The sequence below is a fragment of the Roseibium sp. RKSG952 genome (assembly GCF_009711355.1).
On record NZ_SMMF01000896.1, the window covers coordinates 14,158 to 39,257 of the forward strand.

General features: G+C 58.8%; 19 protein-coding genes, 1 tRNA gene and 2 pseudogenes. 6 read left to right on the plus strand and 16 right to left on the minus strand.

Annotated elements, in window-relative coordinates; all coding sequences use genetic code 11:
* Positions 1 to 44 precede the first annotated feature (44 nt).
* Both E1297_RS15705 and E1297_RS15710 read right to left on the minus strand, forming a co-directional pair.
* On the minus strand, positions 45 to 1,628 hold the full coding sequence (locus E1297_RS15705; protein WP_155139827.1) for a peptide ABC transporter substrate-binding protein: 1,584 nt from the start codon (positions 1,626 to 1,628) through the stop codon (positions 45 to 47).
* Between the two features lie 219 nt (positions 1,629 to 1,847).
* Positions 1,848 to 2,321 (minus strand): BA14K family protein, encoded by a 474-nt coding sequence (locus E1297_RS15710; protein WP_209015811.1) that lies wholly within the window; start codon positions 2,319 to 2,321, stop codon positions 1,848 to 1,850.
* Positions 2,322 to 2,525: 204 nt separating this feature from the next.
* Between E1297_RS15710 and E1297_RS15715 the strand changes: the two genes are divergently transcribed.
* Complete coding sequence (locus E1297_RS15715; RefSeq protein ID WP_155139831.1) at positions 2,526 to 4,343, plus strand: ABC-F family ATP-binding cassette domain-containing protein; 1,818 nt, start codon at positions 2,526 to 2,528, stop codon at positions 4,341 to 4,343.
* 22 nt (positions 4,344 to 4,365) lie between these two features.
* Here the strand turns inward: E1297_RS15715 and E1297_RS15720 are convergent, their stop codons facing one another.
* Positions 4,366 to 5,313: a GlxA family transcriptional regulator gene (locus E1297_RS15720; protein ID WP_155139833.1), complete on the minus strand. Its 948-nt coding sequence runs from the start codon at positions 5,311 to 5,313 to the stop codon at positions 4,366 to 4,368.
* Between the two features lie 78 nt (positions 5,314 to 5,391).
* Here E1297_RS15720 and E1297_RS15725 point away from each other — a divergent pair, with 78 nt between their 5' ends.
* Genes E1297_RS15725 through E1297_RS15745 form a run of 5 tightly spaced genes read left to right on the plus strand, consistent with a single transcriptional unit; the run spans position 5,392 to position 11,703 of the window.
* Positions 5,392 to 6,552 carry an acyl-CoA dehydrogenase family protein gene (locus tag E1297_RS15725; RefSeq protein WP_155139835.1) on the plus strand — a complete coding sequence of 387 codons (1,161 nt, stop codon included), beginning with the start codon at positions 5,392 to 5,394 and terminating at the stop codon, positions 6,550 to 6,552.
* Between the two features lie 3 nt (positions 6,553 to 6,555).
* Positions 6,556 to 8,592 (plus strand): acetate--CoA ligase family protein, encoded by a 2,037-nt coding sequence (locus tag E1297_RS15730; protein WP_155139836.1) that lies wholly within the window; start codon positions 6,556 to 6,558, stop codon positions 8,590 to 8,592.
* Positions 8,582 to 9,367 (plus strand): carnitinyl-CoA dehydratase, encoded by a 786-nt coding sequence (locus tag E1297_RS15735; protein WP_155139839.1) that lies wholly within the window; start codon positions 8,582 to 8,584, stop codon positions 9,365 to 9,367. Before E1297_RS15730 ends, E1297_RS15735 begins: the two co-directional genes overlap by 11 nt.
* A gap of 9 nt (positions 9,368 to 9,376) precedes the next feature.
* Positions 9,377 to 10,288, plus strand: coding sequence for a 3-keto-5-aminohexanoate cleavage protein (locus tag E1297_RS15740; RefSeq protein WP_155139841.1), 912 nt, complete (start codon positions 9,377 to 9,379; stop codon positions 10,286 to 10,288).
* Positions 10,285 to 11,703, plus strand: a complete 1,419-nt coding sequence (locus tag E1297_RS15745; RefSeq protein ID WP_155139843.1) for a carnitine 3-dehydrogenase — start codon at positions 10,285 to 10,287, stop codon at positions 11,701 to 11,703. Before E1297_RS15740 ends, E1297_RS15745 begins: the two co-directional genes overlap by 4 nt.
* 116 nt (positions 11,704 to 11,819) lie before the next feature.
* Here E1297_RS15745 and E1297_RS15750 read toward each other — a convergent pair whose 3' ends face one another.
* From E1297_RS15750 to E1297_RS15805, 13 genes and pseudogenes are all read right to left on the minus strand, one after another.
* On the minus strand, positions 11,820 to 12,722 hold the full coding sequence (locus tag E1297_RS15750; protein WP_155139845.1) for a flagellin: 903 nt from the start codon (positions 12,720 to 12,722) through the stop codon (positions 11,820 to 11,822).
* Between the two features lie 14 nt (positions 12,723 to 12,736).
* Positions 12,737 to 14,110 (minus strand): flagellar hook-associated protein FlgK, encoded by a 1,374-nt coding sequence (gene flgK, locus E1297_RS15755; RefSeq protein WP_155139847.1) that lies wholly within the window; start codon positions 14,108 to 14,110, stop codon positions 12,737 to 12,739.
* A 42-nt stretch (positions 14,111 to 14,152) separates the two neighbouring features.
* Entirely contained in the window at positions 14,153 to 14,662 is a 510-nt protein-coding gene (locus E1297_RS15760; protein WP_155139849.1) for a hypothetical protein, read from the minus strand.
* A 25-nt stretch (positions 14,663 to 14,687) separates the two neighbouring features.
* Positions 14,688 to 14,966 carry a hypothetical protein gene (locus E1297_RS15765; protein ID WP_155139851.1) on the minus strand — a complete coding sequence of 93 codons (279 nt, stop codon included), beginning with the start codon at positions 14,964 to 14,966 and terminating at the stop codon, positions 14,688 to 14,690.
* Positions 14,966 to 16,210, minus strand: coding sequence for a flagellar hook protein FlgE (flgE, locus tag E1297_RS15770; protein ID WP_155139853.1), 1,245 nt, complete (start codon positions 16,208 to 16,210; stop codon positions 14,966 to 14,968). Before flgE ends, E1297_RS15765 begins: the two co-directional genes overlap by 1 nt.
* Positions 16,211 to 16,219: 9 nt before the next feature.
* On the minus strand, positions 16,220 to 16,891 hold the full coding sequence (locus E1297_RS15775) for a flagellar hook assembly protein FlgD (RefSeq protein ID WP_155139855.1): 672 nt from the start codon (positions 16,889 to 16,891) through the stop codon (positions 16,220 to 16,222).
* A gap of 477 nt (positions 16,892 to 17,368) precedes the next feature.
* A complete protein-coding gene (fliS, locus tag E1297_RS15780; RefSeq protein WP_155139856.1) occupies positions 17,369 to 17,827 on the minus strand; it encodes a flagellar export chaperone FliS in 459 nt (152 codons plus the stop codon).
* A gap of 1 nt (position 17,828) precedes the next feature.
* Complete coding sequence (gene fliD / locus E1297_RS15785; protein WP_209015812.1) at positions 17,829 to 19,544, minus strand: flagellar filament capping protein FliD; 1,716 nt, start codon at positions 19,542 to 19,544, stop codon at positions 17,829 to 17,831.
* Between the two features lie 103 nt (positions 19,545 to 19,647).
* Positions 19,648 to 20,559: a flagellin gene (locus E1297_RS51290; RefSeq protein WP_368669579.1), complete on the minus strand. Its 912-nt coding sequence runs from the start codon at positions 20,557 to 20,559 to the stop codon at positions 19,648 to 19,650.
* A 273-nt stretch (positions 20,560 to 20,832) separates the two neighbouring features.
* A pseudogene (locus E1297_RS51295) lies at positions 20,833 to 21,264 on the minus strand (flagellin); the annotation flags it as partial.
* Between the two features lie 362 nt (positions 21,265 to 21,626).
* On the minus strand, positions 21,627 to 22,169 hold the full coding sequence (locus E1297_RS15795) for a sigma-70 family RNA polymerase sigma factor (protein ID WP_244327779.1): 543 nt from the start codon (positions 22,167 to 22,169) through the stop codon (positions 21,627 to 21,629).
* Between the two features lie 515 nt (positions 22,170 to 22,684).
* Positions 22,685 to 22,760, minus strand: a tRNA-Phe gene (locus tag E1297_RS15800).
* A gap of 233 nt (positions 22,761 to 22,993) precedes the next feature.
* A pseudogene (locus E1297_RS15805) lies at positions 22,994 to 25,100 on the minus strand (hypothetical protein); the annotation flags it as partial.

A 25,100-nucleotide genomic window follows, 5' to 3' on the forward strand; every position in this document is an offset into this window, starting at 1 on the left:
AAAACCGGCGGGCGCGTAACGCCCGCCGGGTCCCGATCATCGGATTATTCGGAAATGGTGACCCAACGAGTCTGATGCTCATCGCGCAGGTTCGGCACGAAACCGGACACCTTGTCAGACACCAGCTTTTTGGAGCTGTAGTGCAGCAGCGGAATGAACGGCAGGTCGCGCATGAACAGCACTTCGGCCTGCTTCAGAAGGTCGGCACGCTTTTCCAGATCAAGCGTTGCAGCCGCCTCATCCATCAGCGCATCATACTCTTCGTTCTTGTAGCGTGCGTAGTTGAAGCCCGTATTGTGGGATTCAACCAGGAACAGGAAGTTCTGCGGGTCAGAATAGTCACCGATCCAGCCTGCACGCGCGACGTCGAAGTCGCCCTGATCACGCAGGTGCGCATAGTGGGTCTTCACGTCAGTGTTGAGCATGGAGACTTCAACGCCCAGCGGCTTCCACATGTCGGCAATCGCAATGGCTGCGTTCTTGTGGTTTTCGTTGGTGTTGTAGCGCAGTTCCAGCTTCAGCGGGTTGCTTTCGTCGAAACCGGCAGCCTCAAGCAGCTCACGTGCCTTGTCTTCACGGTCGATCATCGACTGGCCCATGTAGTCGGCGTAGGCCGGCTCGCCGTAGTTGTCGATCCCCGGAGGAACAATCGAGTAGGCCACGGACATGGTGCCTGCGAAGATTTCATCCGCCAGGAACTCCCGGTCGATGGCCATGGACAGAGCCTGGCGGACGCTCGGATCGCTCAGCTTGTCGGATTCATGGTTCAAAGCATAGTAGTAGGTGCCGAGATACGGCGCGACCTGCAGCTCATCACCCATGTTTTCCTTCACATAGGCCATCTGTTCGGTCGGAACTTCGTCAACGATGTGAAACTCGCCAGCTTCGAACCGGCGGACAGCTGCACCACGGTCGTCGATCGAGTGGAACACGACCTTGTCGACCTGAACGTTCTCGTTGTCGTAGTAATTTTCGTTCCGCACCAGCGTGATGTGGGAATTCGGAACGAACTCGGAGATCGTGAACGCACCGTTGGAAACTGTATTTTCCGGACGGACGAAGTCAGTACCGTGCTCTTCCACGCTTGCCGGATGAACCGGAAGACCGGTCTGGTGCTGCAGCAGGCCGAGGAAGTACGGGGTCGGGCTTTCCAGAGTGATCTCAAGCGTCTTGTCGTCGATTGCCTTGACGCCGAGCTCTTCCTTCGGAAGCTCGCTCTTGTTGATCTTTTCAGCGTTCTTGATCGGATAAAGAACGGTTGCGTATTTTGCCGCCGTGGCCGGGTCCATAATGCGGCGCAGCGAATACTCGAAATCACCTGCCACGACCGGATCGCCGTTGGACCACTTCGCATCACGCAGCGTGAAGGTGTAGACGGTGCCGTCGTCGGAAATGGTCCAGCTTTCGGCCATGCCCGGGATCAGCTTGCCATCGGCGCTCAGACCGATCAGACCTTCATACATGTCCTTGAGAACATTGTTCTCGGTGGTCACAGAGGTCTTGTGCGGATCAAGTGTTTCCGGCTCGCCGCCGTTGTCGCGGTGGAACTCGACTGCCGCCATTGCGGTCATGGATGTTGCAGCCATAAGCGCTGCCGCCAGCGCTGTTACGCGCAGGGACTTAAACATATCTGTCTCCCCTCTTGGTTGTTTAGACTTAAGGATACGTTAAGCGCACAAGATTCCACGCTCTTGAGCCCCGATCAAGCATATCCTAGCGTCACGTTTCACTTTTTTGACTTAATAAGCCAAAAACGTGCGAATTATCCCACCTGTGGCGAAAATTTTTCCGCCTTCTACAGATATTCGGAACGGCTTTCAGATTACCGTCATCACTTTTAATTAATATTAACGGCAGTATCTGACCGTTCCGCTGTAGGCAAGATAAGTTCCGGTCCGCGGATCGAACGACTTATACTTGCGCGCGCAATACGTGTACCAATCAGGCGTAAATGGAACCAGCCCATTTTTCGCAATCGGTACCGTGCGTGCGGGGCCGACATACACGGTTGAACGCCGCGGATAAAGAGCCAATGGCGGGGCGTAGGGATAAGCGGGGATAAGCCTGCGCGGATAATACCGGGGAGGATAATAGGTGCGCCCCCAGTAGCGTCGCGGATAGTAGGCACGTGGCCGGTAGTATTTTCCGTAAACGCTGCGGGTTCCGACCGAGATACCGGCACCGGAACCGGCATAGATCCCGCCCCGGTAATAGCGCTTTGACTTGGCCTCCGCACTTCCGGCCGCCGTCAGGGCGAGAATGGCAAACGCGCCCAGGATAATCAGAAGTGCCTTGAACCCGAATGCTGAAAAGATGCTCATGGCCATGTCTCCTGCCCGCGCGAAACCGCGCGCCTGCCCCTTTCCCCTTGAAAGGTTAACGCAGAACAGCCCAAAAGTCCGCGAATGCGCCAAATTGTGATCGGCAAGCGGAAAGGATCGCTTTTCCGCGTCAAACGCGCTAGACGACGGACCGACAGAACACCAAAAAACAGATCACCTGAAAAAAGCACATATTCCGGCGTCATGGCTCCACCGCTTCTTCTTCTGCGCGATACTCATCTGACCTTCGGCGGCACGCCGCTCCTGACAGGCGCGGACCTGTCCGTGTCCGAGGGCGAAAGGCTCTGCCTTGTGGGCCGCAACGGCTCCGGCAAGTCGACCCTCCTGAAGATCGCGGCCGGGATGATCGAGGCCGACAAGGGCGAGCGCTTTTTCCAGCCCGGCCGGACCTTGCGCTATTTGCCTCAGGAACCGGACCTGAGCGCCTATAAGACCACGCTCGACTATGTCAACGAGGGTCTGGCGCCGGGAGATGATCCTTACCGGGGCCAGTATCTTCTCGACGTTCTCGGCCTGACGGGGCAGGAAAACCCGTCGGCCTTGTCTGGCGGCGAAGCGCGGCGGGCAGCCCTTGCCCGCACGCTTGCGCCCGAACCTGATGTCCTTCTTCTCGACGAGCCGACAAACCATCTTGACCTTCCCGCCATTGAATGGCTTGAAAGCGAACTCAAGAGCCTGAAGTCGGCCATCGTGCTGATTTCCCACGACCGCCGGTTCATGGAAAATCTTTCCCGCGCAACCGTCTGGATCGACCGAGGCATTTCCCGGCGCATGGACAAGGGCTTTGGCCATTTCGAGGCCTGGCGGGACGAGGTGTTCGAGCAGGAAGAAATCGACCAGCAAAAGCTTGCGCAGAAGATCAAGCGCGAAGAGCACTGGATGACCTACGGGGTGACCGCTAGACGCAAGCGCAACATGCGCCGGGTGCGGGAACTGGCGGACCTGCGCAAACAGAAGCGCGACCATCGCGGGCCGCAAGGCACCGCCAAGCTGTCAGCCACGGAAGCCGAAGTATCCGGCAAGCTGGTGATCGAGGCGAAGTCCATCTCGAAGACCTATGGCGCGCGGCCGATCGTCAAGGAGTTTTCCAGCCGCATCCAGAGGGGCGACCGGGTCGGTCTGGTGGGGGCCAACGGCGCGGGAAAGACCACGCTCCTGAAAATGCTGACCGGCGAACTTGCGCCCGACAGCGGCGCGGTGCGGCTTGGCACCAATCTGGAGATGGTCACCCTTGACCAGAAGCGCGAAAACCTGAACCCGGAGGACAGCCTTGCGTCCGTTCTGACGGGAGGGCGCGGCGACACGGTCGTGATTGGCGACGAAACGAAGCATGTCATGTCCTACATGAAGGACTTTCTGTTTTCGCCCGAACAGGCCCGCACACCGGTCGGCGTGTTGTCGGGCGGAGAACGGGCCCGGGTGATGCTGGCCCGGGCGCTCGCCAACAAGTCCAACCTGATGGTACTCGACGAGCCGACCAACGACCTTGATCTGGAAACGCTCGACCTGTTGCAGGAACTGCTTGCCGATTATCCGGGCACCGCCCTGATCGTCTCGCACGACCGTGACTTCCTCGACCGTGTCGCGACCTCTGTGATCGTTTCGGAAGGCAATGGTGTCTGGCAGGAATACGCCGGTGGTTATTCAGACATGCTCGCCCAGCGCGGCGAGGGCGTCACGGCCCGCAAGGCCCAAAAACAGCCGCCGAAGAAAGCCAATGGCACGGCAGCGCAAACAAGAGCGCCTGCGAAACCGGCTCCCAAGTCCAAACTGTCCTTCACCCAGCAGCATCTTCTGAAAACACTGCCCGATACAATCGCGGATCTGGAAAAGAAGCTGGCAAAGCTGCAGGCAGAGATGGCGGACCCGAACCTCTATGCGAAGGATCCGGACCGCTTCTCCAAGCTGAGCGCAAAGATCACTGAATTGACGGCAGAAAAGGATGCCGCCGAAGAACAGTGGCTTGAACTGGAAATGCTGAGCGAGGAAGCAGGCGGCTGAGACGTCCCTGCCCCGGCATTGGTCACCGGCTGCGCCGATGCGCAACCGGCGGCTGGCCGAACTCCAGACGATAGGCACGGGTCATCGCACTGGCATCCCGATAGCCGCAGCGTTCGGCAATTTCGGTGATGCTCAGGCGGGTGAGCTCGACCATGCGGCGGGCCTGCCGCAGGCGGATCGCCTTGTAGACTGCAAGCGGCGTCTGCCCGGTCTCTGACTGAAAGACCTTTTCCAGATCCCGCTGATCAATCTGCAAATATTCGCAGATTTTCGGGATCGGCAACGGATTTTCAATGCTCCGGCGCATCAGTGCTGTGGCACTCAACACCAGTGCATCTGCGGACAGGCGCTTGAACGGATCCTGCAGGTCCAGCTTGTCGCCATGCATGAACAGGGCCGCGACCTCAAGCGCAAACAGGGCGCTGTGACGGCTCTTGATCAGCTCCAGTGCCAGTTCAAAGGTTGTAGCGGCCCCGCCGCAGGTGATGATCCCCTGCTCAATGACAAAACGCTTCTCAACCGCTTCAATGTCAGGAAAAGTTTCTGAAAAACTGGTGAACTCGTCCCAGTGGATGGTCGCCTCGTGCCCGTCCAGCAGCCCGGCCACAGCCAGCAACCAGGCCCCGGTATCCATGCCGGCGAGGGTCTGAAACCGCTTGCGTGCTGCGCGCAAGGAATCACTCGTCCGCGGGTTTGCATAGTCCCTGAAACCGTAACTCGGCATGACAAACAGAAAGTCGCCCGCCGGCCTGATGTCCAGAAGCGACGCAGTTGCCACCGGCAACCCGCTTGAAGACGTTACCGTGCCGCCTTGGAGGCTGTAGTGGCGCCACTCATAGAGTGCCTGATGCGCAATCGTATTGGCCGCCCGGAACGGTTCGATGGCATTTGCCAGACAGTGGTTGGAGAACTGCTCGAACAGCAGGACGGAAATAGTCTGCGGCTTGAGCGTTTTTTTCAAAAACTGCATGTTTTTATACCAAATTCGCACACCTGCCTGCTTCAGCTTGTCGCATTCTTGTGAAGGTGACGCAAGAGGAACCGGGCAATGCATTTTGGTCTCAACGAAGAACAGGACATGATCGTGTCGACGGTCCGGTCCTTTGTCGAAAATGAAATTTACCCCCATGAGGAGATGGTCGAAAAGACCGGTCATGTTCCCCGCGAACTAGGAGAAGAGCTCAAGCAAAAATGCATCGATCTCGGGTTTTATGCCTGTAATTTCCCGGAAGAGGTCGGCGGGGCCGGTCTGAACCACATGGATTTCACTCTTGTGGAGCGAGAGCTTGGCCGCGGGTCGATGGCGTTGACCCATTTCTTCGGCCGCCCTCAAAACATTCTGATGGCCTGCGTAGGTGAACAGCGGGAGCGCTATCTGCTCCCCGCAGTGCGCGGCGAAAAGATGGATGCGCTCGCCATGACCGAACCGGATGCGGGCTCGGATGTCCGAGGAATGAAATGCCAGGCGGTGCGCGATGGCGGCGACTGGGTCGTGACCGGTTCCAAACACTTCATCTCCGGCGCGGAACACGCCGACTTCTTTATCGTTTTCGTCGCCACCGGCATCGATGAGACCCCGAAAGGTCCGAAAAGGCGGATCACCTGTTTTCTTGTCGACCGCGGCACGCCCGGCTTCGAGGTGCGCGACGGCTACAAGTCCGTGAGCCATCGCGGCTACAAGAACTACATTCTTTATTTCGACAAGTGCCGTTTGCCGGATGCACAGGTGCTCGGTGAGGTCGATGGTGGCTTTGACGTCATGAACACATGGCTCTACGCCACCCGCCTGACCGTTGCGGCCATGAGCGTCGGCCGGGCGCGCCGCTGTTTCGACTATGCGCTCAATTATGCAACCGAGCGAAAACAATTCGGCCAGCAGATCGCCAAGTTCCAGGGCGTGAGTTTCCAGGTGGCGGACATGATCACCGAGATCGATGCTGCGGACTGGCTGACGCTTGCCGGAGCCTGGCGGCTGGACCAGGGCCTGCCCGCTAACCGGGAAATCGCCAGTGCGAAACTCTACGCCTCCGAAATGCTCGCCCGCGTCACTGACACGACGCTCCAGATCTATGGCGGGATGGGACTCATGGACGATTTTCCCATCGAACGGTTCTGGCGCGACGCGCGGGTGGAGCGGATCTGGGATGGTACCAGCGAGATCCAGCGCCACATCATCAGCCGCGATCTTTTCCGTCCGCTCGGAGCCTGAGCCATGCGCCCGCTCGACCGGCTGCTCCGGCCGCGCTCCATTGCCGTGATCGGCGGCGGAACGTGGTGTGAAAACGTGATCCGCGAATGCCGCAAGGCGGGCTTTTCCGGAGATCTGTTTGCCGTCCACCCCACGAAAAACCTGTTGACGGAATGTCCTGCTTACCCGACGCTTGACGATCTGCCGGCCGTGCCTGACGCCGCCTTTGTCGGTGTCAACCGCCATCTGACGATCGAAATGGTCCGCAAGCTTGCGGAACTCGGTGCCGGAGGCGCTGTATGTTTTGCCTCCGGATTTAGCGAAGCCGTGGCCGAACTCGACGACGCCGGATCCCTTCAGGACGGCCTGGTCGCGGCAGCCGGGGAAATGCCGATCCTTGGGCCAAATTGTTATGGTTATCTCAACGCACTGGACGGGGCCGCACTCTGGCCCGATCAGCACGGTCTCACGCCGGTTTCAAACGGGGTCGCGATCATATCGCAATCCTCCAACATCGCACTGAACCTGACCATGCAGGCGCGTGGGCTGCCAATTGCCTATATCATCACCGCAGGCAATCAGGCCCAAACCGGTCTTGCCGATATCGGCATGGCCCTCTTGCAGGATGACCGGGTGACCGCCATCGGGCTTTACATCGAGGGCATCGGCGGTCTCAAGGCCTTCGAGGCCTTCGCCCGTCAGGCCGCTGCCGCGGGCAAGCCTGTGGTCGTCCTCAAGGTCGGAAAATCGGAACAGGCGCGGACCGCCACAATCTCCCACACCGCTTCGCTTGCAGGAAGCTCTGCCGGAGCAGATGCGCTGTTTACCCGGTTGGGGATTGCCCAGGTCGCCAGTCTGCCGGTGCTGCTGGAGACCCTGAAGCTGTTTCATGTCACCGGCTCCCTGCCCTCTGCCCGGCTCGCCAGCATGTCCTGTTCGGGCGGCGAAGCCAGCCTGATCGCCGATATTGCGGCCGAAAGACGGGTCAGCTTTCCGCCGTTGACCCAAGTCCAGAAAACACGGCTGCGGGATGCGCTGGGTGCAAAGGTCGCACTCGCCAATCCGCTCGACTATCACACTTATATCTGGGGTGATGTCGACGCCATGTGCCGGACCTTTGAGGCCATGGCTTCGGGCCCTGTGGATCTTTGCATGGTCATCCTTGATCTGCCGCGATCTGACAGATGCCGGGCCGAAGCCTGGTTCAAGGTGATCGATGCCATCGAACTGGCCATGACGGCCTCCGGAAAACCGTTCGCAGTGCTCAGTTCCCTGCCCGAAAGCCTTCCCGAAACCGTTGCCGTTGACCTGATTTCAAGGGGGATCGTTCCCCTGTGCGGTATGGAAGAGGCAATGGATGCCATCGAGGCGGCAGCACGTTCGGGATTGCAAACGAAAAAGCCGGACCTGCACCGCCCTTCTGACATCGATACGCCGACCACGCTTCCTGAAGATGAAGCCAAGGCGCTACTCGCCCAATTCGGTCTCCGCATACCGAAAAGCACCTCTGCCTCGGGTGCAGATGATGCTGCGTGTGCGGCGGAGCGGATCGGTTACCCGGTCGTGCTCAAAGGCTCGGGAATTGCGCACAAGACCGAGGCGGGCGCCGTCGCGCTTGACCTGTCTTGCGCCCGTGACGTGCTTGAAGCAGCGCATAAAATGCCGGTCCAATCCTATCTAGTGGAGGAAATGGTCACCGGCATCCTTGCCGAATTACTGGTCGGTATCGTCCATGACCCCGCCCACGGCCTTGTGCTGACACTGGCTGCAGGTGGCATCATGACCGAGCTCCTGGCCGACAGCGTGTCCTTGATCGTGCCTGCGGAACGCACAGATATCGAAGAGGCCTTGCAGGGACTCAAGATCGCGCAGGTTCTGACCGGTTACCGGGGGCGCCCCGCTTCTGACATCAATGCCATCCTAGATGCCGTCATGGCCCTACAGGACTTCGCAATTGCTGTGCCTGTCAAAGAGGTCGAAATCAATCCACTGCTCTGCGGCAAGGACTTCGCCATTGCCGCGGACGCGCTCGTCAAACGTGGAGAGACGCATGACGGATAACCCCATCAAGATCAAGAAATCCCGGCACATCCTTGAAGTCACGCTCGACCGGCCAAAGGCCAATGCCATTGATCTGGCAACAAGCCGGATCATGGGCGACATATTTACAGACTTCCGGGACGATCCGGACTTGCGGGTCGCCATTGTCACGGGCGCGGGCGAAAAGTTCTTCTGCCCCGGCTGGGACCTGAAGGCAGCCGCCGGAGGCGATGCGGTCGACGGCGATTATGGCAAGGGCGGCTTCGGCGGCCTGCAGGAACTGCGCGGCCTGAACAAGCCCGTCATCGCCGCTGTCAACGGTATTTGCTGCGGGGGCGGCCTCGAACTGGCCTTGTCTGCCGACATCATTCTTGCCGCCGAACATGCCACCTTTGCCCTGCCCGAAATCCGTTCGGGAACCGTCGCGGACGCTGCCAGTATCAAGCTGCCAAAGCGCATCCCCTATCACATCGCCATGGAAATGCTGCTCACCGGCCGCTGGCTCGGGTCCGAGGAAGCCGCCAACTGGGGCTTCGTCAATCACATCCATCCCGGCGTCGAGCTCATGAGCGAGGCTCGAAAACTCGCCGAACTGCTCGCCTCCGGTCCCCCACTTGTCTATGCCGCGATCAAGGAAATCGTCCGCGAAGCGGAAGACATGAAGTTCCAGGACGCGATGAACCGCGTCACCAAGAGCCAGTTCGAATCAGTCGAAAGGCTGTACCGCTCTGAAGACCAGCTAGAAGGGGCCCGTGCCTTTGCCGAAAAACGCGATCCGGTCTGGAAGGGCCGGTAAGGAGAGACAATGCCGCTTGCAATGAACCGGAACGTTTTCATCACTTGCGCCGTCACCGGCTCTGGCGGCACGCAGGACAAGTCCCCGCATGTGCCACGCAGCCCGAAAGAGATCGCCAACAGCGCGATTGACGCTGCAAGGGCGGGGGCAGCCGTGGTTCATTGCCATGTCCGCGATCCGGAAACAGGCAGCCCCTCCCGCCGCCTGGATCTTTACCGGGAGGTGACCGACCGCATCCGCTCCGCCGATGTCGATGTGGTGCTCAACCTGACCGCAGGCATGGGCGGCGACATCGTGTTCGGATCTGCGGAAGCACCGTTCCCCTTGAACGAAGCCGCGACCGACATGATCGGTGCCAGCGAGCGCATGGCCCATATCCGGGAGTGTCTGCCGGAGATCTGCACGCTTGATTGCGGCACGATGAATTTCGCCGAGGCCGATTATGTCATGACCAATACGCCCGGCATGCTGCGCGCGATGGGCAAGATGATGACGGACCTCGGGGTCAAGCCGGAGATCGAGGCATTCGACACCGGGCACCTCTGGTTCGCCAAGCAACTCGTCAGCGAGGGCACGCTTGCCGCCCCGGCTCTGGTGCAGTTGTGCATGGGCGTGCCCTGGGGTGCGCCGAATGATCTCAACACCTTCATGGCCATGGTGAACGCAATCCCTGAAGACTGGGACTGGTCCGCCTTTTCGCTCGGCCGCGATCAGATGCCCTATGTGGCGGCCTCCGTGCTGGCCGGTGGCAATGTCCGGGTAGGTCTTGAAGACAACCTGTTTCTGGAAAAGGGCGTGCTGGCGACCAACGCCCAGCTGGTCGAAAAAGCCGTTGGCGTGGTTGAGGGGTTGGGAGCCAAACTCATTGGCCCTGACGATGTCCGTGCAAGGCTCGGCCTGACAAAAAGGGCCCCGAAATGAAAGCGGCGATTGTCGGTGGCGGGGTGATCGGCGGCGGTTGGGCCGCCCGGTTCCTGCTCAATGGCTGGGATGTTGCCGTGTTTGATCCGGCCCCGGATGCCGAACGCAAGATCGGCGAGGTGATTGCCAATGCCCGCCGCAGCTTGCCGGCACTTTATGACAAGTCCTTGCCGCCTGAAGGCCGCTTGAGCTTTCACACCGATATCGGTGACGCCGTCGCAAACGCGGACTGGGTCCAGGAAAGCGTGCCGGAACGGCTGGAGCTGAAGCACAAGGTGCTCGGCACCCTGTCGCAGCTTGCGCCGCAACAAGCCATCATCGCATCCTCCACCTCCGGCTTCAAGCCGTCGGAACTCAACGCCGAAGGCGCTCGCACAATTGTCGCGCATCCGTTCAATCCGGTCTATCTGCTTCCCTTGATCGAACTCGTCGGCGATCCGGACCGGGCCGGACGTGCGGCCGGAGTCCTGCGCGGCATCGGCATGTATCCGCTCATCGTCCGCAAGGAAATCGATGCACATATTGCCGACCGGCTTCTGGAAGCCGTCTGGCGTGAAAGCCTTTGGATCGTGAAAGACGGCATAGCCACCACCGAGGAAATCGACGAGGCGATCCGGATGGGCTTCGGCCTCAGATGGGCCCAGATGGGACTGTTCGAGACTTACCGCATCGCGGGCGGTGAAGCAGGCATGAAGCACTTCATGGCCCAGTTCGGCCCTGCGCTCGCCTGGCCCTGGACCAAGCTGATGGACGTTCCGGAATTCACCGAGGAACTGGTCGACCTGATCGCCGGGCAATCGGATGCCCAGTCCGGACACCTGTCGATCCGCGAACTCGAACGGCTTCGCGACGACAATCTGGTCGGCATGATGCGGGCTCTCAAGAAGTCCGGCAGCGGTGCTGGCGGCATCATCTGCGCTCATGAGGCCTCGCTTACCGCCCCGCCAGCGGCCGATCTGCCAATCACGGGCGACCGCCAGATCCCGCAAGGCTGGACGGACTATAACGGTCACATGAACGAGGCCCACTACCTGGAAGCAGGGGCTGCCGCCACAGACCGGTTCATGGAGATGATCGGCGCAGATGCCGCTTATGTGGCGGGCGGAAAGAGCTATTTCACAGTCGAAAACCACATCCGCTATCTCGGCGAACTTCATGCCGGCGAACGCCTGACCATCACCACACAAGTGTTAGCCGGTGCGGGCAAGAAGATGCACCTGTTTCACTTCCTGTGCGGCCAGGGCGGCACCCTCGCCGCCACCATGGAAACCCTGCTGCTGCATGTGGACCTGACGACCCGTGCAAGCTGCCTTCCGGAACCGGACGTCGCAGAACAGCTCAACAAATTTGCGGTGGAACATGCCGGGCTTGGCCTGCCGGAAGGCGCGGGACGATATGTGGGGCAAAGGGCGTAAGACGGACGTACATACACCCCTCACGCATCGGCGCCGTTGGCTGCGGGCTTCGTTTCGCGTTCCAATCATCAGTGAGCCAGTTTTTTCAGGCTGGCTCCGGCCCACGTGTTTCGGACTTATCTCAAGTAATCCAGCAAGCTCAGGTCGGAGAGTGAGCCAAGAGCAGCGTAGCTTGCTTGCAGCTGGGTTTCGTAGGTTGCCGAGTCGACAGCCACCTGGGCAATATCGACGGAAATGGTTTCGGCTGCGAGGTCGCTCAGGGCAGCGTAAACCTCTTCTTCCGAGGAAACGACGCTTTCAAGCGAAGATGCCTTTACCCCCAGTGTCGCCATTTGGGCGATCACTGCGTCCTGCGCCTCGATCAGAAGATCGGACAGTGCACCTATATCTTCGGACGTGAGTGTAGTTGCATCGGCAATATAGGCGAATGCCCGTAAAGTCTGCTCAAACCCGCTTTCATCCCCGGTCACGCCATAAGCCACATTGCGTTCCGACCCGACATGAGCCGAGACGATATCGCTGTTTCCCTGATAGTAGGAGGTGTCGGGGACCGTGTAGTCCGTGACCGAATAACTCCCCAGATCAACCGGAGCGGTCCCGGTTTCGGTCCCGGAAAACAGATACCGGCCCTCGTACTGCGTGTTCAGAAGCGACGCGGTTTCTTCAAGATAGTTCTCGGCAAGAATCGTAACACTCGCCAGATCGTCGTCTTCGGTCACGGAAAGAGCGGAAAGTTCCGAGCGCATCGTGGTCAATAGATCACTGACCCCGCTCAAGGAGGAATACATGATCTCGATCCGGGACGCCGCCTGCTCGGCCGTGGAAATATAGCTGCTGGAGCGGGCCATCTCCACTTCCAGATCAACGAGCGTGCCTGCGGCAGACCCCAGCCCTGCATAATCGGAGGATATGATCCCGCTGGACTGCTGTATCTGCTTTTCAGACAACTTCGCCTGGGTCGTCAGCGCATTTTGCAGGACCGCGGAGGTTTGGCCGAATGTGGAAACACGCATTGCCATGGTTCATCCCCTCGTTACTGAACGGCCGCGATCAGATCATCGAACATTTCCTGAACGACACTCAGGACTTGCGAGGATACCGAATAGAGTGTCTCAAGCTCAGACAGCCGGGCGATTTCCTCGTCCAGATTGACACCGTAAGTCGAAGTGATCGTATCCGAAATAGTCGTCAGTTCGTCCTCAGCCCTATCCAGCTTGGTTGAGGCACTGTTCGTCATGGTCACTACATTGGACAGGATATCGGTTGCATAAGATGCAAAATCCGTGGTGCGTTCACCCAGATTGCCAGCATCTGCAAACAGATGATCACCCTGCATCGCTGAAAGAAGATCGGCGGCTTGCCCGTAGGGATCGGTGCTGTCCAACAGGCTCGACGGCAACTCCAGCACGGTCGAATCAACCGAGATGTCCGAGCCGTCCGCGCCAGTCAGCAACCCGGGTCGCACAACGTTCAAGTCCGAAATCAGACCGGACGCAAGCTCATCGACAGATGCCTGAACGCCCGGGAGTGTTTCATCGCGCAGCTCCAGAAGCGACGAGATGCTTCCCGTTGAAATGCCGCCGGTGATATCAATTCCGTTGACCGTGATGCCAGACAAATCACCGCTGGCGTAGGTATCGCCCGCCTTGATGTTGCTCGTGGTGGAGAAGTCCAGCTTGTAGGCATTCTCGCCGACCAGAAGCTGGCCCGAATTCGTATAGACATCCATGCTGCCGTCGTCGCTTGTAAAGGCGGTCACGCCCATGAACTCGGAGAGCGACACCAATGCGGAGTTGCGCTGATCCTCGAGATCCGCAGTGCTCTCCCCTCTGGTCTGGGCTGTGACAATGAGATCATTCAGGGAAGCAATTTCCTCAATCGCCTGATTCGCGCTTTCGACTGCATTGCCGATATCCTTATCCGCGGTCTCGCGCAGGGACTGGATGTCGGAGGACAGCTCCCGGATTTCAGATGTCAGACTGTCCAGAGCATCAACGGCAGTGACTGCCAGTGTTTCGCTTTCCGGCGTATTTGCCAGATCGGACAGGGCCGTCTCTGCCTCCGCGATCAGGTTCGCCAGGGACGTGCCGCCACCGTCGCCGCTGGTCGTGTGGCCCAAGGCCGTTTGCAGCTGGTCGAGATAGCTTGCAGTCTTTTCCGCAGCTGCAGCATTTGATGTCGCACCGGCAAGCTGGGCGATCAGCAGTTCACTGACATTGGATGTGATGTCCGTGACAGCCACTCCCGTGCCAACTCCGGATGTGGTGGCCGAACTGACCGCAGCGGATTTGGCCGTATAGCCTTCGGTGTCCGCATTCGCGATGTTCGAAGACGTGACAGAGAGCTGAACCTGTGCAGCCGTGAGGGAGCTGGAGGCGATTTTGCTTGCGATGCTGAGCGAGGACATGTGCAGACCGGCTTTCAGGGTTTCAAAGGTTAACGGACAGGATCAGGCCTGAAAGCCGCCTGTTATTGAAACGGAGTGTTTCAAGACCGTGTTTTCCTGACCGTCGCCGCTGTATCCGGCCGTCATCTTGCGGGTGTCGCGAACAGCCTGGACGATGGTTTGTGACCGGCGGCGGGTCACTGTCAGGGACCGGCTCAAAAGCTCTGTGTTCTCTGCCAGCTTTTCCTTCAGAACAGCAGTCTGGTCGGTCAGTTGTGCCCGCAGGTCATCATCAAGACTGGCCAGGATTTGAGGTGAAACCCGGGTCTGGGTCAACCAGGCTTCAAGCTCCTTCACCATCTGCCCCTTCCGGGCGACGATATCCATCAGACCGGTCGGGCGCATGGAGGCAAGCCGCCGGTTTTCGTCATCTGCCAGCGCGATCAGCTCACCGGTCAGAGCAAGTGCATGCCGGGCCTTTTCTATATGGGCGGCCTGTTCGGGGCTGACAGCGGTCTCTTCGACCTGCACCGTATCTGCGGTGTCCGCGGTGTCGGTTTCGTGCTGATCCATGATTGAACTCCTTGTCGGTCGCCAGTCAGCGCTCACGGTCCGAAGAATTTAGCCTGTTCGTCTGCTGGTAGGCGGCAGCGGCACGAGAGGCGGCAAACTGGCCGGACAGCTTGTCACCAAGAGCAGCATGTTCCTTGCGCAAGAGGCCGAGAAGCTGCTCGACCTCATGCTTCAGGACAAGAAGACGCGTTCGGCTTCCAGGCTCACGGCCGTCAGGGCCAAGACGTTCCATCTCGGCCTTGAGCTCCCTGAGCCTTTTGAGGAGTGGCGCCTCTCCGGCCTTGCGCGGCTTCCCGGGCTTCATCAGCGGACCGCAGTCAGAAGCGTATCGAACATGTCATTGGCCGCAGACATGATCTGCGAGGAGGCCGAATAGGCCTGCTGTGCGGACAACATCCTCGAGAACTCGTCACTCGTATCGGTCACACTCGATTCCAGCCAGAAGCTGTTAACCGTCCCGGAGCCGTTTTCTCCAGCCAGATTGATCGTGCTGACGCCGGCAGCCGTGGTGGCGGAATAGATGCCCCCACTGTTCTCGCTGAGGCCATTGGGATTGGTAAAGGTCGCAAGCGGTATCTTGTAGACGGTTTCCTGCGCACCATTGTCGAAGAATGCGGTAATCGCTCCGTCCGTGCCGATCTCGAGGCCACTCAGGTTGCCATAGGGTGTTCCGTCGGAAGTAACCGACTTGACCGCAAGTGTGGGAGTATCGCTGCCGGTGACGACCTGACTGAAGGCGTCACTGTCATTGCCAAGCGTCAGTTCGATCGCGCTGTCTGCGGCTCCCGTGGTCCAGCCGGTGATGGTGACAGGCTGGGCGCCGGTCGGTGCCGTCAGATTGCCGTCGCTGTCAAATGTCAGGGTTGTGGTTGCGGTACTGACCGTGCCGACGGTATCCCCGTTCGCATTCACCGGATCTGCATAGGACATTTCCCATTCGTTCACATCGGTCTTCTCGTAGGTCACGTTGACGATGGCACTCCCGCCAAGAGAGTCATAGACCTCGAACGATGTCGTGAACGTATCACCGACTGCTGCTTCAGCCGGGAGTGTCGCGGCAATGCCGACATTTTCGGTGGCATCCACCGGGCTCTGGATCGAATCGAGATCAATTGGCGTCAGCGACGCCTCGCTGGTACCGCCGATCACCGTACCGTCCGCATCCGTCGGCCAGCCGATCAGGTAATAGTCACCGTTAACCAGATACCCGTCCTCGTTCATGGTGAACTCGCCGTTCCGGGTATAGAAATTCTCGTCGCCCGAAACGCCATCCGTCACGATGAAAAAGCCGTCACCGTCGATCGCCAGATCCGTTTGGCTGGTGGAGGTGACGAGCAGTCCCTGCTGGGTGATGTTGGATGTGCTGCTTGCGACCACGCCGCCACTGCTGTTGCTGCCGCTGCCGGCCACAAGAGACGAAAAGCTGGTGCCCGAAGACTTGTAGGCCGTCGTCTCCGAGTTCGCCAGGTTGTCCGAGATGTTGGCAAGGCTTTGCCCTTGGGACTGCAAACCGGAAATCGCTGAATTGAGAGCGCCCGAGAGACTCATGACTTTTCCTTATCCTGCCTGAATGGAGAGAACATTGTCGACAAGCACGCTGGCATCGCCGATCTTCAGGACGCTCTCACCGTCCGTGACATCGATGCCCGTGACGGTTCCGGTCACTGTTGTCGTTCCATTGATGCTTTTGCCATCTTCATCGAAGGCGTTTACCGAGATTGTGTAGATGCCGCCGTCTTCAAGTTGGGTACCGTCCGAAGCGACCCCGTCCCACGTGACCGCATGATTGCCGGCGGCGGTGTTTCCGTCGCCACTCCAGACTTCCGTACCGTCCTCGTCGAGAATGCTGACCGTGACACTGGCGGCTCCCTTGTCCAGCGTATAGCTCCACTCCGCCGCACCATCCGAAAGGGTTGTCGTGTTGCCATAGGCCTCAACAGTCTGCCCGAGATAGCCGAGACCGGCCGAGGAGATGGAGGAGGAGAGCGTATCGGTAATCTGGGTCAGCTGCTCGCTGATCTGCGCCTGGGTGTCGTAACTTGCAAAGGACACGAGCTGATTGAGATACTCGTCCGTATCGGTCGGATCGAGCGGGTCCTGATTCAGAAGCTGGTCCACCATCAGGTTGAGAAAGTCGGTGCTGGTGATGTCCAGGCCGGACGACGAGCTGGAGGCCGATGTACTCGTGGCCGATGTCGAGACGAAACTGTTGGTCGTCGATATGCTCATGTCTACCCGCCCGCAATCCAATTCTGACCTACAAGAAACGAGAGCCCTCGTCTTGTCGTAACTTGCTCAAGAACAACAATACACGAAGCAACTTTGCGAGTCAGTCAATATTTTTTGTTTTTTTACTAGGAATACTTTGCCTTGATGGGTAATTTTTACCCATCAAAACATCAAATCGGAAGCAACGCGAAACAATCCAATTTGCTCAGAGTTTCAAGGGTTTTTGACTGCGGAAGATCGCCCGTCCGGCGGAAGAACCTGCGCGTACGCCACCAGCCTGCAAAATCTGCCGAGCTTCAGGCAAAGACGGCAAAACCGGCCTGCGGAAAACCGGGCAGGCACAGGGAACAAGGCGCTTGCGGCAGACGCTCTGGCAGGCTGTGCCGGATCAAGAACCTGCGGGAAAATCTTTCCCGCAAGAATGACCACTTTCAGCGAAGCGCGGCCGCCGCAGCGCTTCACCCTTGGCCGGTAAGCTCAAACGGCGGAGCCTGCGGTGGCCGGGGTGTCTTCCCGTGTGCCGTCGATATCGATGAACAGCATGTCCGCGTCCCGCTCGGAAAACGGCGTCATCTTGCTCCAGGCATTGCGCAGCTCCAGAAGCCCGGCTGCAATCGACTTGTAGCGCTCGACCGCGTCCTTCTTGCCGATGGTTGTGTTGAGCGCGAGGATGTTCTTGGAATAGGTGTCGAGCAGCTGTTCGGACACCTCGCCACCTGCCTCCATGTCCAGATTCTGGCGCAGGCCCTTGAGGATCGTGACCGCCTTCTGGGTCCGCACATGTGCCTGCTCGAACTCCTTGTCACGGACATGGCAGGCGGCATGAACGACTGAATTGAGCACCTCGTCATACAAAAGCACCACCGCAGACAGGGGCGGCACGGCCGTGGTTGCCTTGCGATAGGCGGAAATTGCGCTGGAATAGGCTGTAGACATGTTAGTCGTTTCCGTATTCTAGAAGGGCGGTCAGGTAATCGAGCATGGATTCAGCTTCCTCGATTGCCGCCTGATACCCGGCATAGAGCGTGGTGATGTAGTCCCGGAAGTCCCCTTCCGCCCAGTCCCGGATCTCGTCGGACTCCTCCTGATAGTCCGCAGTCGTTTCGGTCAGGTCCGTGATCATTTCGCTCAGCAAACCGTCACTGGCATCCGAATAGGAGTTTACGGCATTATAAAGCTCCTCAACCAGCCCCGACGAAAAGGTCAGGTCGACGGTTTGCGAGCTATCCCCGGTAAAAACGAATGTTATGCCTTCATAGTCGGTTCCCGCAACCCCCTTGATCCGGGTTCCACTCACCTCGAACAGGCTGTCGTCGCCACCAACCGAAACGCCCGTCATGTTGCCGTCGCCATCAACGGTGATGTCCAGCTGCAGGCTGTCGGGCATATTGGTGCTGCGGCTGAGCAGGGCGACATCATTGGAACTGCTGTCCATCTGGAAGGTGAGCATCTTCTCGACCTCGTCCAGATTGTTCAGCAACGCGTCGTTGAGCGTGTCCTCGTCATAGACCAGATAGTTGGAACTGTCATAGGAGAGGCCGAGAAAGGCCATGGTGTTGCCGTCAATCACCGTGCCGAGCGCGCCGGAAATGTCGCGGTTGGCCGAGCGCAGGGTGCTGTCGCCAAACAGGGTTGACTCCGACGAGGCCCCTCCGCCGGTGGTGACTTCCTGCTGGGTCAGCGCGAATTCGCGGTAGGCATTGTAGGCATCGACGAAATTGGTGATCGCGCTCTTGATACTGGTGAGGTCAGAGGCAATCTCGACCGAAATGGAGTTGTCCGTGCCGGTTTCCTGGTAGAGGTTCAGCGTCACGCCATCGAGCACGTCGTCGATGGTGTTGCTGTCGCGGGTAATGGTGATGCCGTCGAGTGTGATGACCGCATCCTGTGCCGCCTGCAGCTCGTTCTTGATGGTGCCGCTGCTGTCGGCAATCAACCCGAGCGCCTCCCCGATGTCATGCGTGCCCGAGACATCGGAAATCTGGATCGCCTGCCCGGTTTCGGTACCGCTCAACACCAGCCGGAAATCGCCGTCATCCACCTGAATGACGCTGGCCGACACGCCGGTCACGGAACTGGATCCGTTGATCTCCTCCGCGATTTCGGCAAGCGACATGGTCCCGGTGATCGTGAATTCGACCGCCGTCATGTTCTCAAGGCCGATCGAAACAACGCCGCTCAGGCCCAGATCGGTGTAAGCGTCCGTCTGGCTGTCGCCGGCAATCTTGTGCGCTGTCGCAAGCTGGTCGATTTCAAGATCATAGGTGCCTGTCGTGGTGCCCTCGTCCACGGTCACGACCAGCGCGGAGGACGCACTCACATCCCCATTGGCGGTCAGATAGGCCTCGCGATAGGAAAAAATATCGTCATTCGACGTCAGGCTGCCGGTGCCGCGAATGGCTTCAGCCGCCGTTTCCAGATCCTGCAGCAAGCTCTGCATGTCGGTATAGGCGGCAATTTCCAGCTCGTTTTCCGCGATTTTCAGATCAAGACTGTCGGCACTGACTTGTTCGGCGGCAACAGTTGCCTCGATCAGGGCATCCCAGTCGATCGAAGAGGACGTGCTGGAGGTGTTAGAACCGGAGGATGTGAGCGCCGAAACGGTCGATGTGGTCGTCGTGGTCGCCGTCGATGTCGTGTCGGTGGTTGTCACCGCGCCTTCCCCCTCAAGGTATTCTGGCTTTTACAGGAAAACACGGGCCGCCGGGACCGGCTGCCGGAAACCGGCAACCTTGGGGCGGCCCGTGTCAGTCAGCTTAGCCGATCAGCTGCAGCAGGTTTTCCGGCATCTGGTTGGCCTGAGCAGCCGCAGAAACAGAAGCCTGAACATTCACCGAGTAGGACGACGCCTTGGCGCTTTCCTTGGCAATATCGACATCGGCCAGAACCGAGTTGGCTGCTGTCAGGTTTTCGATGCTGGTGTCGATCTGCTCGCCACGGAACTCGAACCGGGACATGACAGCACCCATTTCAGCACGCGCCTTGGACACATCGTCGATAGCATCATCAAGCGCGTCAAGAGCCGCGTCTGCCCCGTCCTGCGTGGAGATATCCAGACCGTCAATACCAAGAGCCTCAGCTGTCAGGCTCTCGATCCGCAAGTTGATTGTATCATCCGAGCTGGAACCAACCACAATGTCGGAACCGGTCGTGGATACTTCGGTTTCGCTGCCAAAGGCCTTGGCTGCACCGTCGCTGTCCGTATCACCTAGGCTGAGGTAAGATGCATCCAAGGCATCACCAGACGTCATCGTGCCGGAAAAATTGTCAACGGTGACACTCGCGGTTGCACCGGTATCGCTGCTGGTAAAGGTGATCCCGCCGGTCGTGGCATCAACTGCGGCGACAACTTCATCATTTTCGTCCGCAGTCAGGGCATCGTTTATGGCATCAACGATTTCCTGATCAGTGTACGACTTGGCAACTCCGGTGCCGTTGGTAATTTCGACCGCAGTGCCATTCACGTCAAAACTAACGGTCTCACCATCATTCACCTCAAACTGATTGGCAGCCAACACACCACTACCTGCAGCGGTCAGTGCAGTCCCTGAAAGATCATCAATCGCACCAAAGTCTGCGAATGTAACGCCACCAACGGAGCCGGAACTATCAGTGACGTCAATATCAATTTCCAGACTTTCTGCAGCATTATCCGTCACGATGACCATATTGCCATCATCGTCGAAAGAAGCTGTAGCTCCAGTAGAAGCTGCGTTGATTGCATCAACAATTTGCTGACCGGTGATATCTACATTAGTACCGGTAGTAGCACCGGCTGCAATTGCAACAGGAACAACACCTGCTCCGCCTACATTAATGTCGAATTCCAGAGTATCATCACCATCAATGGAAATAACATCATCCGCAGTAAAAGTTGTTGAAATACTAGCCGTCTGACCAACATCAGCCGCCAAAACCGCAGCATTATCAATGTTGTCATCCGCAAAATCGCTGGAACCATCGAGCAGACTGACGCCATTGTAGCGGGTACTTTCAGCAATACCGCCAACTTCCTCAAGAAGTTCTTCGAATTCCGCCTGAATGTAGACGCGCTCGTCGTCGGTCACGGTGCCGGACGCGGATTGGGAAGCGAGCGTCTTCATGCGCTCCAGAATGTCGGAAATGTTGGCCGCACCACCGTCAGCTGTTTCCAGAATGGAAATACCGTGCGAGGCGTTGGTGGAGGCCTGCTCCAGCGCATTGACGTCGGAGGAAATGCGGGTCGAGATAGCGAGACCGGCAGCGTCGTCGGACGCGGACGTGATGCGCGAGCCGCTGGCAAGCTTGGCAAGCGAGTCCGAGTAGTTTTCGGAGTTGTTGTTCAGGTAACGGACAGCGGTGTTGGCCGCGGTGTTTGTCGAAATGACCGGCATGGAAGCCCCCTTTGATCTTTAAAAAGACCGCGCTGAGTGTCAGGGCGGATCAAACGTCCGCTTTTGAACGTTCGTAACTGTTACGCGTAAGCCCCGGACATTCAGGCGGAAAAAATCGTAAAAAATTCTGATTTTTTTCTCCCGCCCCGAATTCCGCCGCAATCACACTTCTCAGCCATCGGACCGGACCGGACCGGGCCACACCATCACCAGCGCCGCCCTGCTGCAGTCCCGGTGAATTCAAGCGCGAAGTGCAACACAACGGAAGCTGTTCAATCTGAAGCGCTCTTTTTCAGGGACGGCCTTTCACGGCATAAAATGCCTTTGACAGCCTGTCCCTTGTGGCGCAGCGGCACCGCCCCTCACCCGTCATTCAACAGCGGCGACACCGTCTCGTTCTGCCTTGCGAGGATCTCTCGCAGTCTCTGGCGGCCGCGCTTCAACAGAGACTCCACCGCCATCACCGTCGTTTCCATCACCAGCGCGATCTCCGGATTGGTCAGCGTTTCGTTGTAGGACAACAGCACCGCGACCCTCTGCTGCTCGGGCAATTGCTCCACCGCCCGGTTGAGCATCTCGGCCGCCTGCTGGCGGGCCATCTGCTGCATCTGGTCGGGGCAGACATCCTCCACATCCGGCAGCTTGTCCATGGTGTTGAATTTCGGCTTGCGCAGGAAATCGATGCAGCCGTTCATGACCACCCGGTAGAGCCAGGTGGTGAATTTCGACCGGCCCGGCTGCCATTGCCCGCGCCGGGTCCAGATCCGCGTCAGGATGTCCTGAACCACATCCTCCGCATCCGCCGAATTGTTCAGGATCCGGAAGGCGATGGCGTGGGCCTTGCGCGCATGCCGGTTGACGATCACGCCGAACGCCCGCTCGTCGCCTCCGGCAATGCGCATCATCAGCAACTCGTCATCAAGATCTTTCAGACAGACCTCAGCGAGATCCTGCGGCCCGGTTCGACCCCAGCCCTCCGGCCCGGACGCATCGATGGACCTTGCGACTGCCGACGGTGATGCCATAGCCTTGAAACACCTTTTTCCTGACCTTTCCGTGTAAGCCGCCACGCGGCCTCCTGCCCCACCACGCGCAAGGGAAAGACGTCAGAAATAGAAAGCCAAACAAAACCATTGCAATCAATAGGTAATATATGCCTGTTATTTGTGAATATTTGTTTCTTGTAGGCAAATTTTGCCCACCTGAAGCAAATCCAAATCAACAAACGGTGAATATACAGGTATTTAAACAAGGGAATTATACGAAGCATCCGCAAGGAGCCACAGCGCGGCCATCAAGGCACCACACGCGGCAAAGCCGGATATGGCGGGCATGCACGGGCCCAGCCGCTCGCGTTCTATTGCATCCCCGGACCGCACCTTGGCGAACCGGATTGCACACACGTTTTACAAGGAAAAAGTGGTGCCCAGAGGCGGAATCGAACCACCGACACGCGGATTTTCAATCCGCTGCTCTACCAACTGAGCTATCTGGGCTGACTTCGTTTGGCGCTGTGCGCCGGAAGCCCGTGCCTTATAGGAGATCGTTTTGACCTTGTCCAGCACCCCGGCAAAGTTTTTGAAATTTATCCCGCAGCCTTTGGATAACTCGGACAAGGCATTGGTTTCATTGTGCGAATCAAATGATTTATTCACACGCGCACGGTCCGCACCCCTGTGGCTTTTGGCCGGAGCACACGCATTTTTCATCGGCAGCAAGCCTTTTTCCCTCAAGGCCGCTTCTCGCCGGCGACAATCCCGGTCGCGCGCCAATTGCTTGCGTCGCGGACATTGAAATTGCCGATCACGCCGTCATGGTTGGACCGCGGGCCTGATACGATCGAAGTGTTCATCGATCCGCTCAGGCCGGGGCCGCGGACCGTGCCGGTGAACAGATTGCCGCTCGGCACGATTTGCTCCCTGAGGTCAGACTGGAACGAGCGCCCGTCGAAGCCGGTCACGCTGGCCGTTCCGGTCCGCCTTGCGAAGTCGACCGACTTGGTGAAGTTTCCAGTCGCCAGATACTGCCGGTTGCCATTGACGACATTGCCGACCGCATGTCCCGCGTAAGTGGCACTTCCCACACGCGGCAGATCCGCCGAATTTGTGACATTGCCTGCCACCCATGTGCCGAGATGGACCCCGTCCTGGCGTGAGCCGTCGGCCAGCGCGCCGTCCTCACTGGTCATGGCCGTGCCCCAATAGCCCCACTCCAGAAATGCGCAGGTGCATTTCGACGTGCCCTGGAAAATGGCGGCGTCGGCTCCGTTCACAAGTGTGCCCGGAACCAGGTAACTTCCCGGCTCTGTTCCCGAACGCGGCCGAACCTTTTGACCGGTTTCGAGTGTCAGGGCGCTTGTTTCGGGACCGGCCGCATGGCGCGCCGCATAGGTGTCGTCGTCGATGAACACGGACCGGCTATCGCCCGCACCGGCAGGAGACCCGAAGCCGAGCAACAGACCCTGGACTTCGGCATCCTGCGAGGACACATCGCTCAAGGACATGCTGGCGCCAAGGCTGTTTTGGTCAGGTTCAAAGGTCAGCGTCAGGTCATGCGGCTGGCGCGTGGCGAAAGGCACGGCGACACGCAGCGGGTCTACCGTCGAAGATGTCGTCTCCAGCATCCCGGCGGAAAAGCCATAAAACATCCGCCCTGTCCGGCTCCGTTCCGATACGGCGGTTTCTGCCGTGAGACCGGCCACATGATGGCTCCCGCTGACGTGATCTGCTGGCGTGGTACCTGCAGGCAACGCAACATATGCGTCGCGGTAAGCGCCCCCCGCCTGAAGGTCCGGCCCGAGCATGAAGTTTTCCGCGTTGCCACCGAAGAACTGCCCGCCGCTGCCGCCGCTCAGGGTTTGCAGCACGCCGTCATAGGCAGCAGCACTTTCTCCTGCCTCAAGACGGTGCCCGCCGCGCCGCTGAAACCGGCTGTAAAGTCCCTCACTGCCAGCCGCAACCTCACCGAGCCCCAGAGACATCATCGACTTCTGACTATCCCCCATCCCGCTGATATGGAAGGAACCGGCCAGAAACTTCGCCCCCTCGAGGGTTTGGGAAGAGGCCTCGATCATCTGAACACCCGTCGCCCCTGCTTGGCGCATGAAATCCGGACCGAGTTCGGCCGCCACCAGCGGATTAACAAACACCGCCTCGCTTTCAAGCGGCACCAAACCGCCCTCAGGCGTGGCCGACCCCATCTGGAACGCGGTCAGCGCATCGCCGGATAGTGCATAGTCGCGGATCATCAGCGGCTCCGAAGCGCCGCCGAAGTTGTCGAAGCCGGTTTCCTGGCCAAACAGGCCGACGAGATAATCCTCTCCACCATAGTTGAAACTTGGCGCTGTCCCCGGGGATACTGCCGGAAAATAGGCAAAGGCCGTGAAGCCGGTGTTGCTGTAAAGCACCCCTTGTGCCTGAAACACGGCCGCGTCCGTTGTTACCGGAACGGCGGGCACCATTGCCGCGTCCGCTGCTTCGAGCACGTCTCCCGCAGCTGTTGCTGTCTGTGCGAAATACTTGAACGAAGGCGCTTGTGGATTGAACACATAAACTCGCGTGCCATCGACATCTGCCTGCCAGATATCCTCCGGACCGGACGGTGACATACCGGCATGTAGAAACTCGACCGAACGATCCGTGCCGTCAGCACCACCCGTCAAGCCCTGCCCGCCGGGATCGGCCACAGTCGCATCAGATCCACTCCCGAAGGAAAATGTCGTACCGGCCTGCAAGATCCTCAGTTCCTCCGTCCGCGGAGCCGGGGAAGTACCGGGGTCAGGTGACGGATCGGGATCAGGCGACGGAACCGGATCAGGCGATGGGCCGGGATCAGGC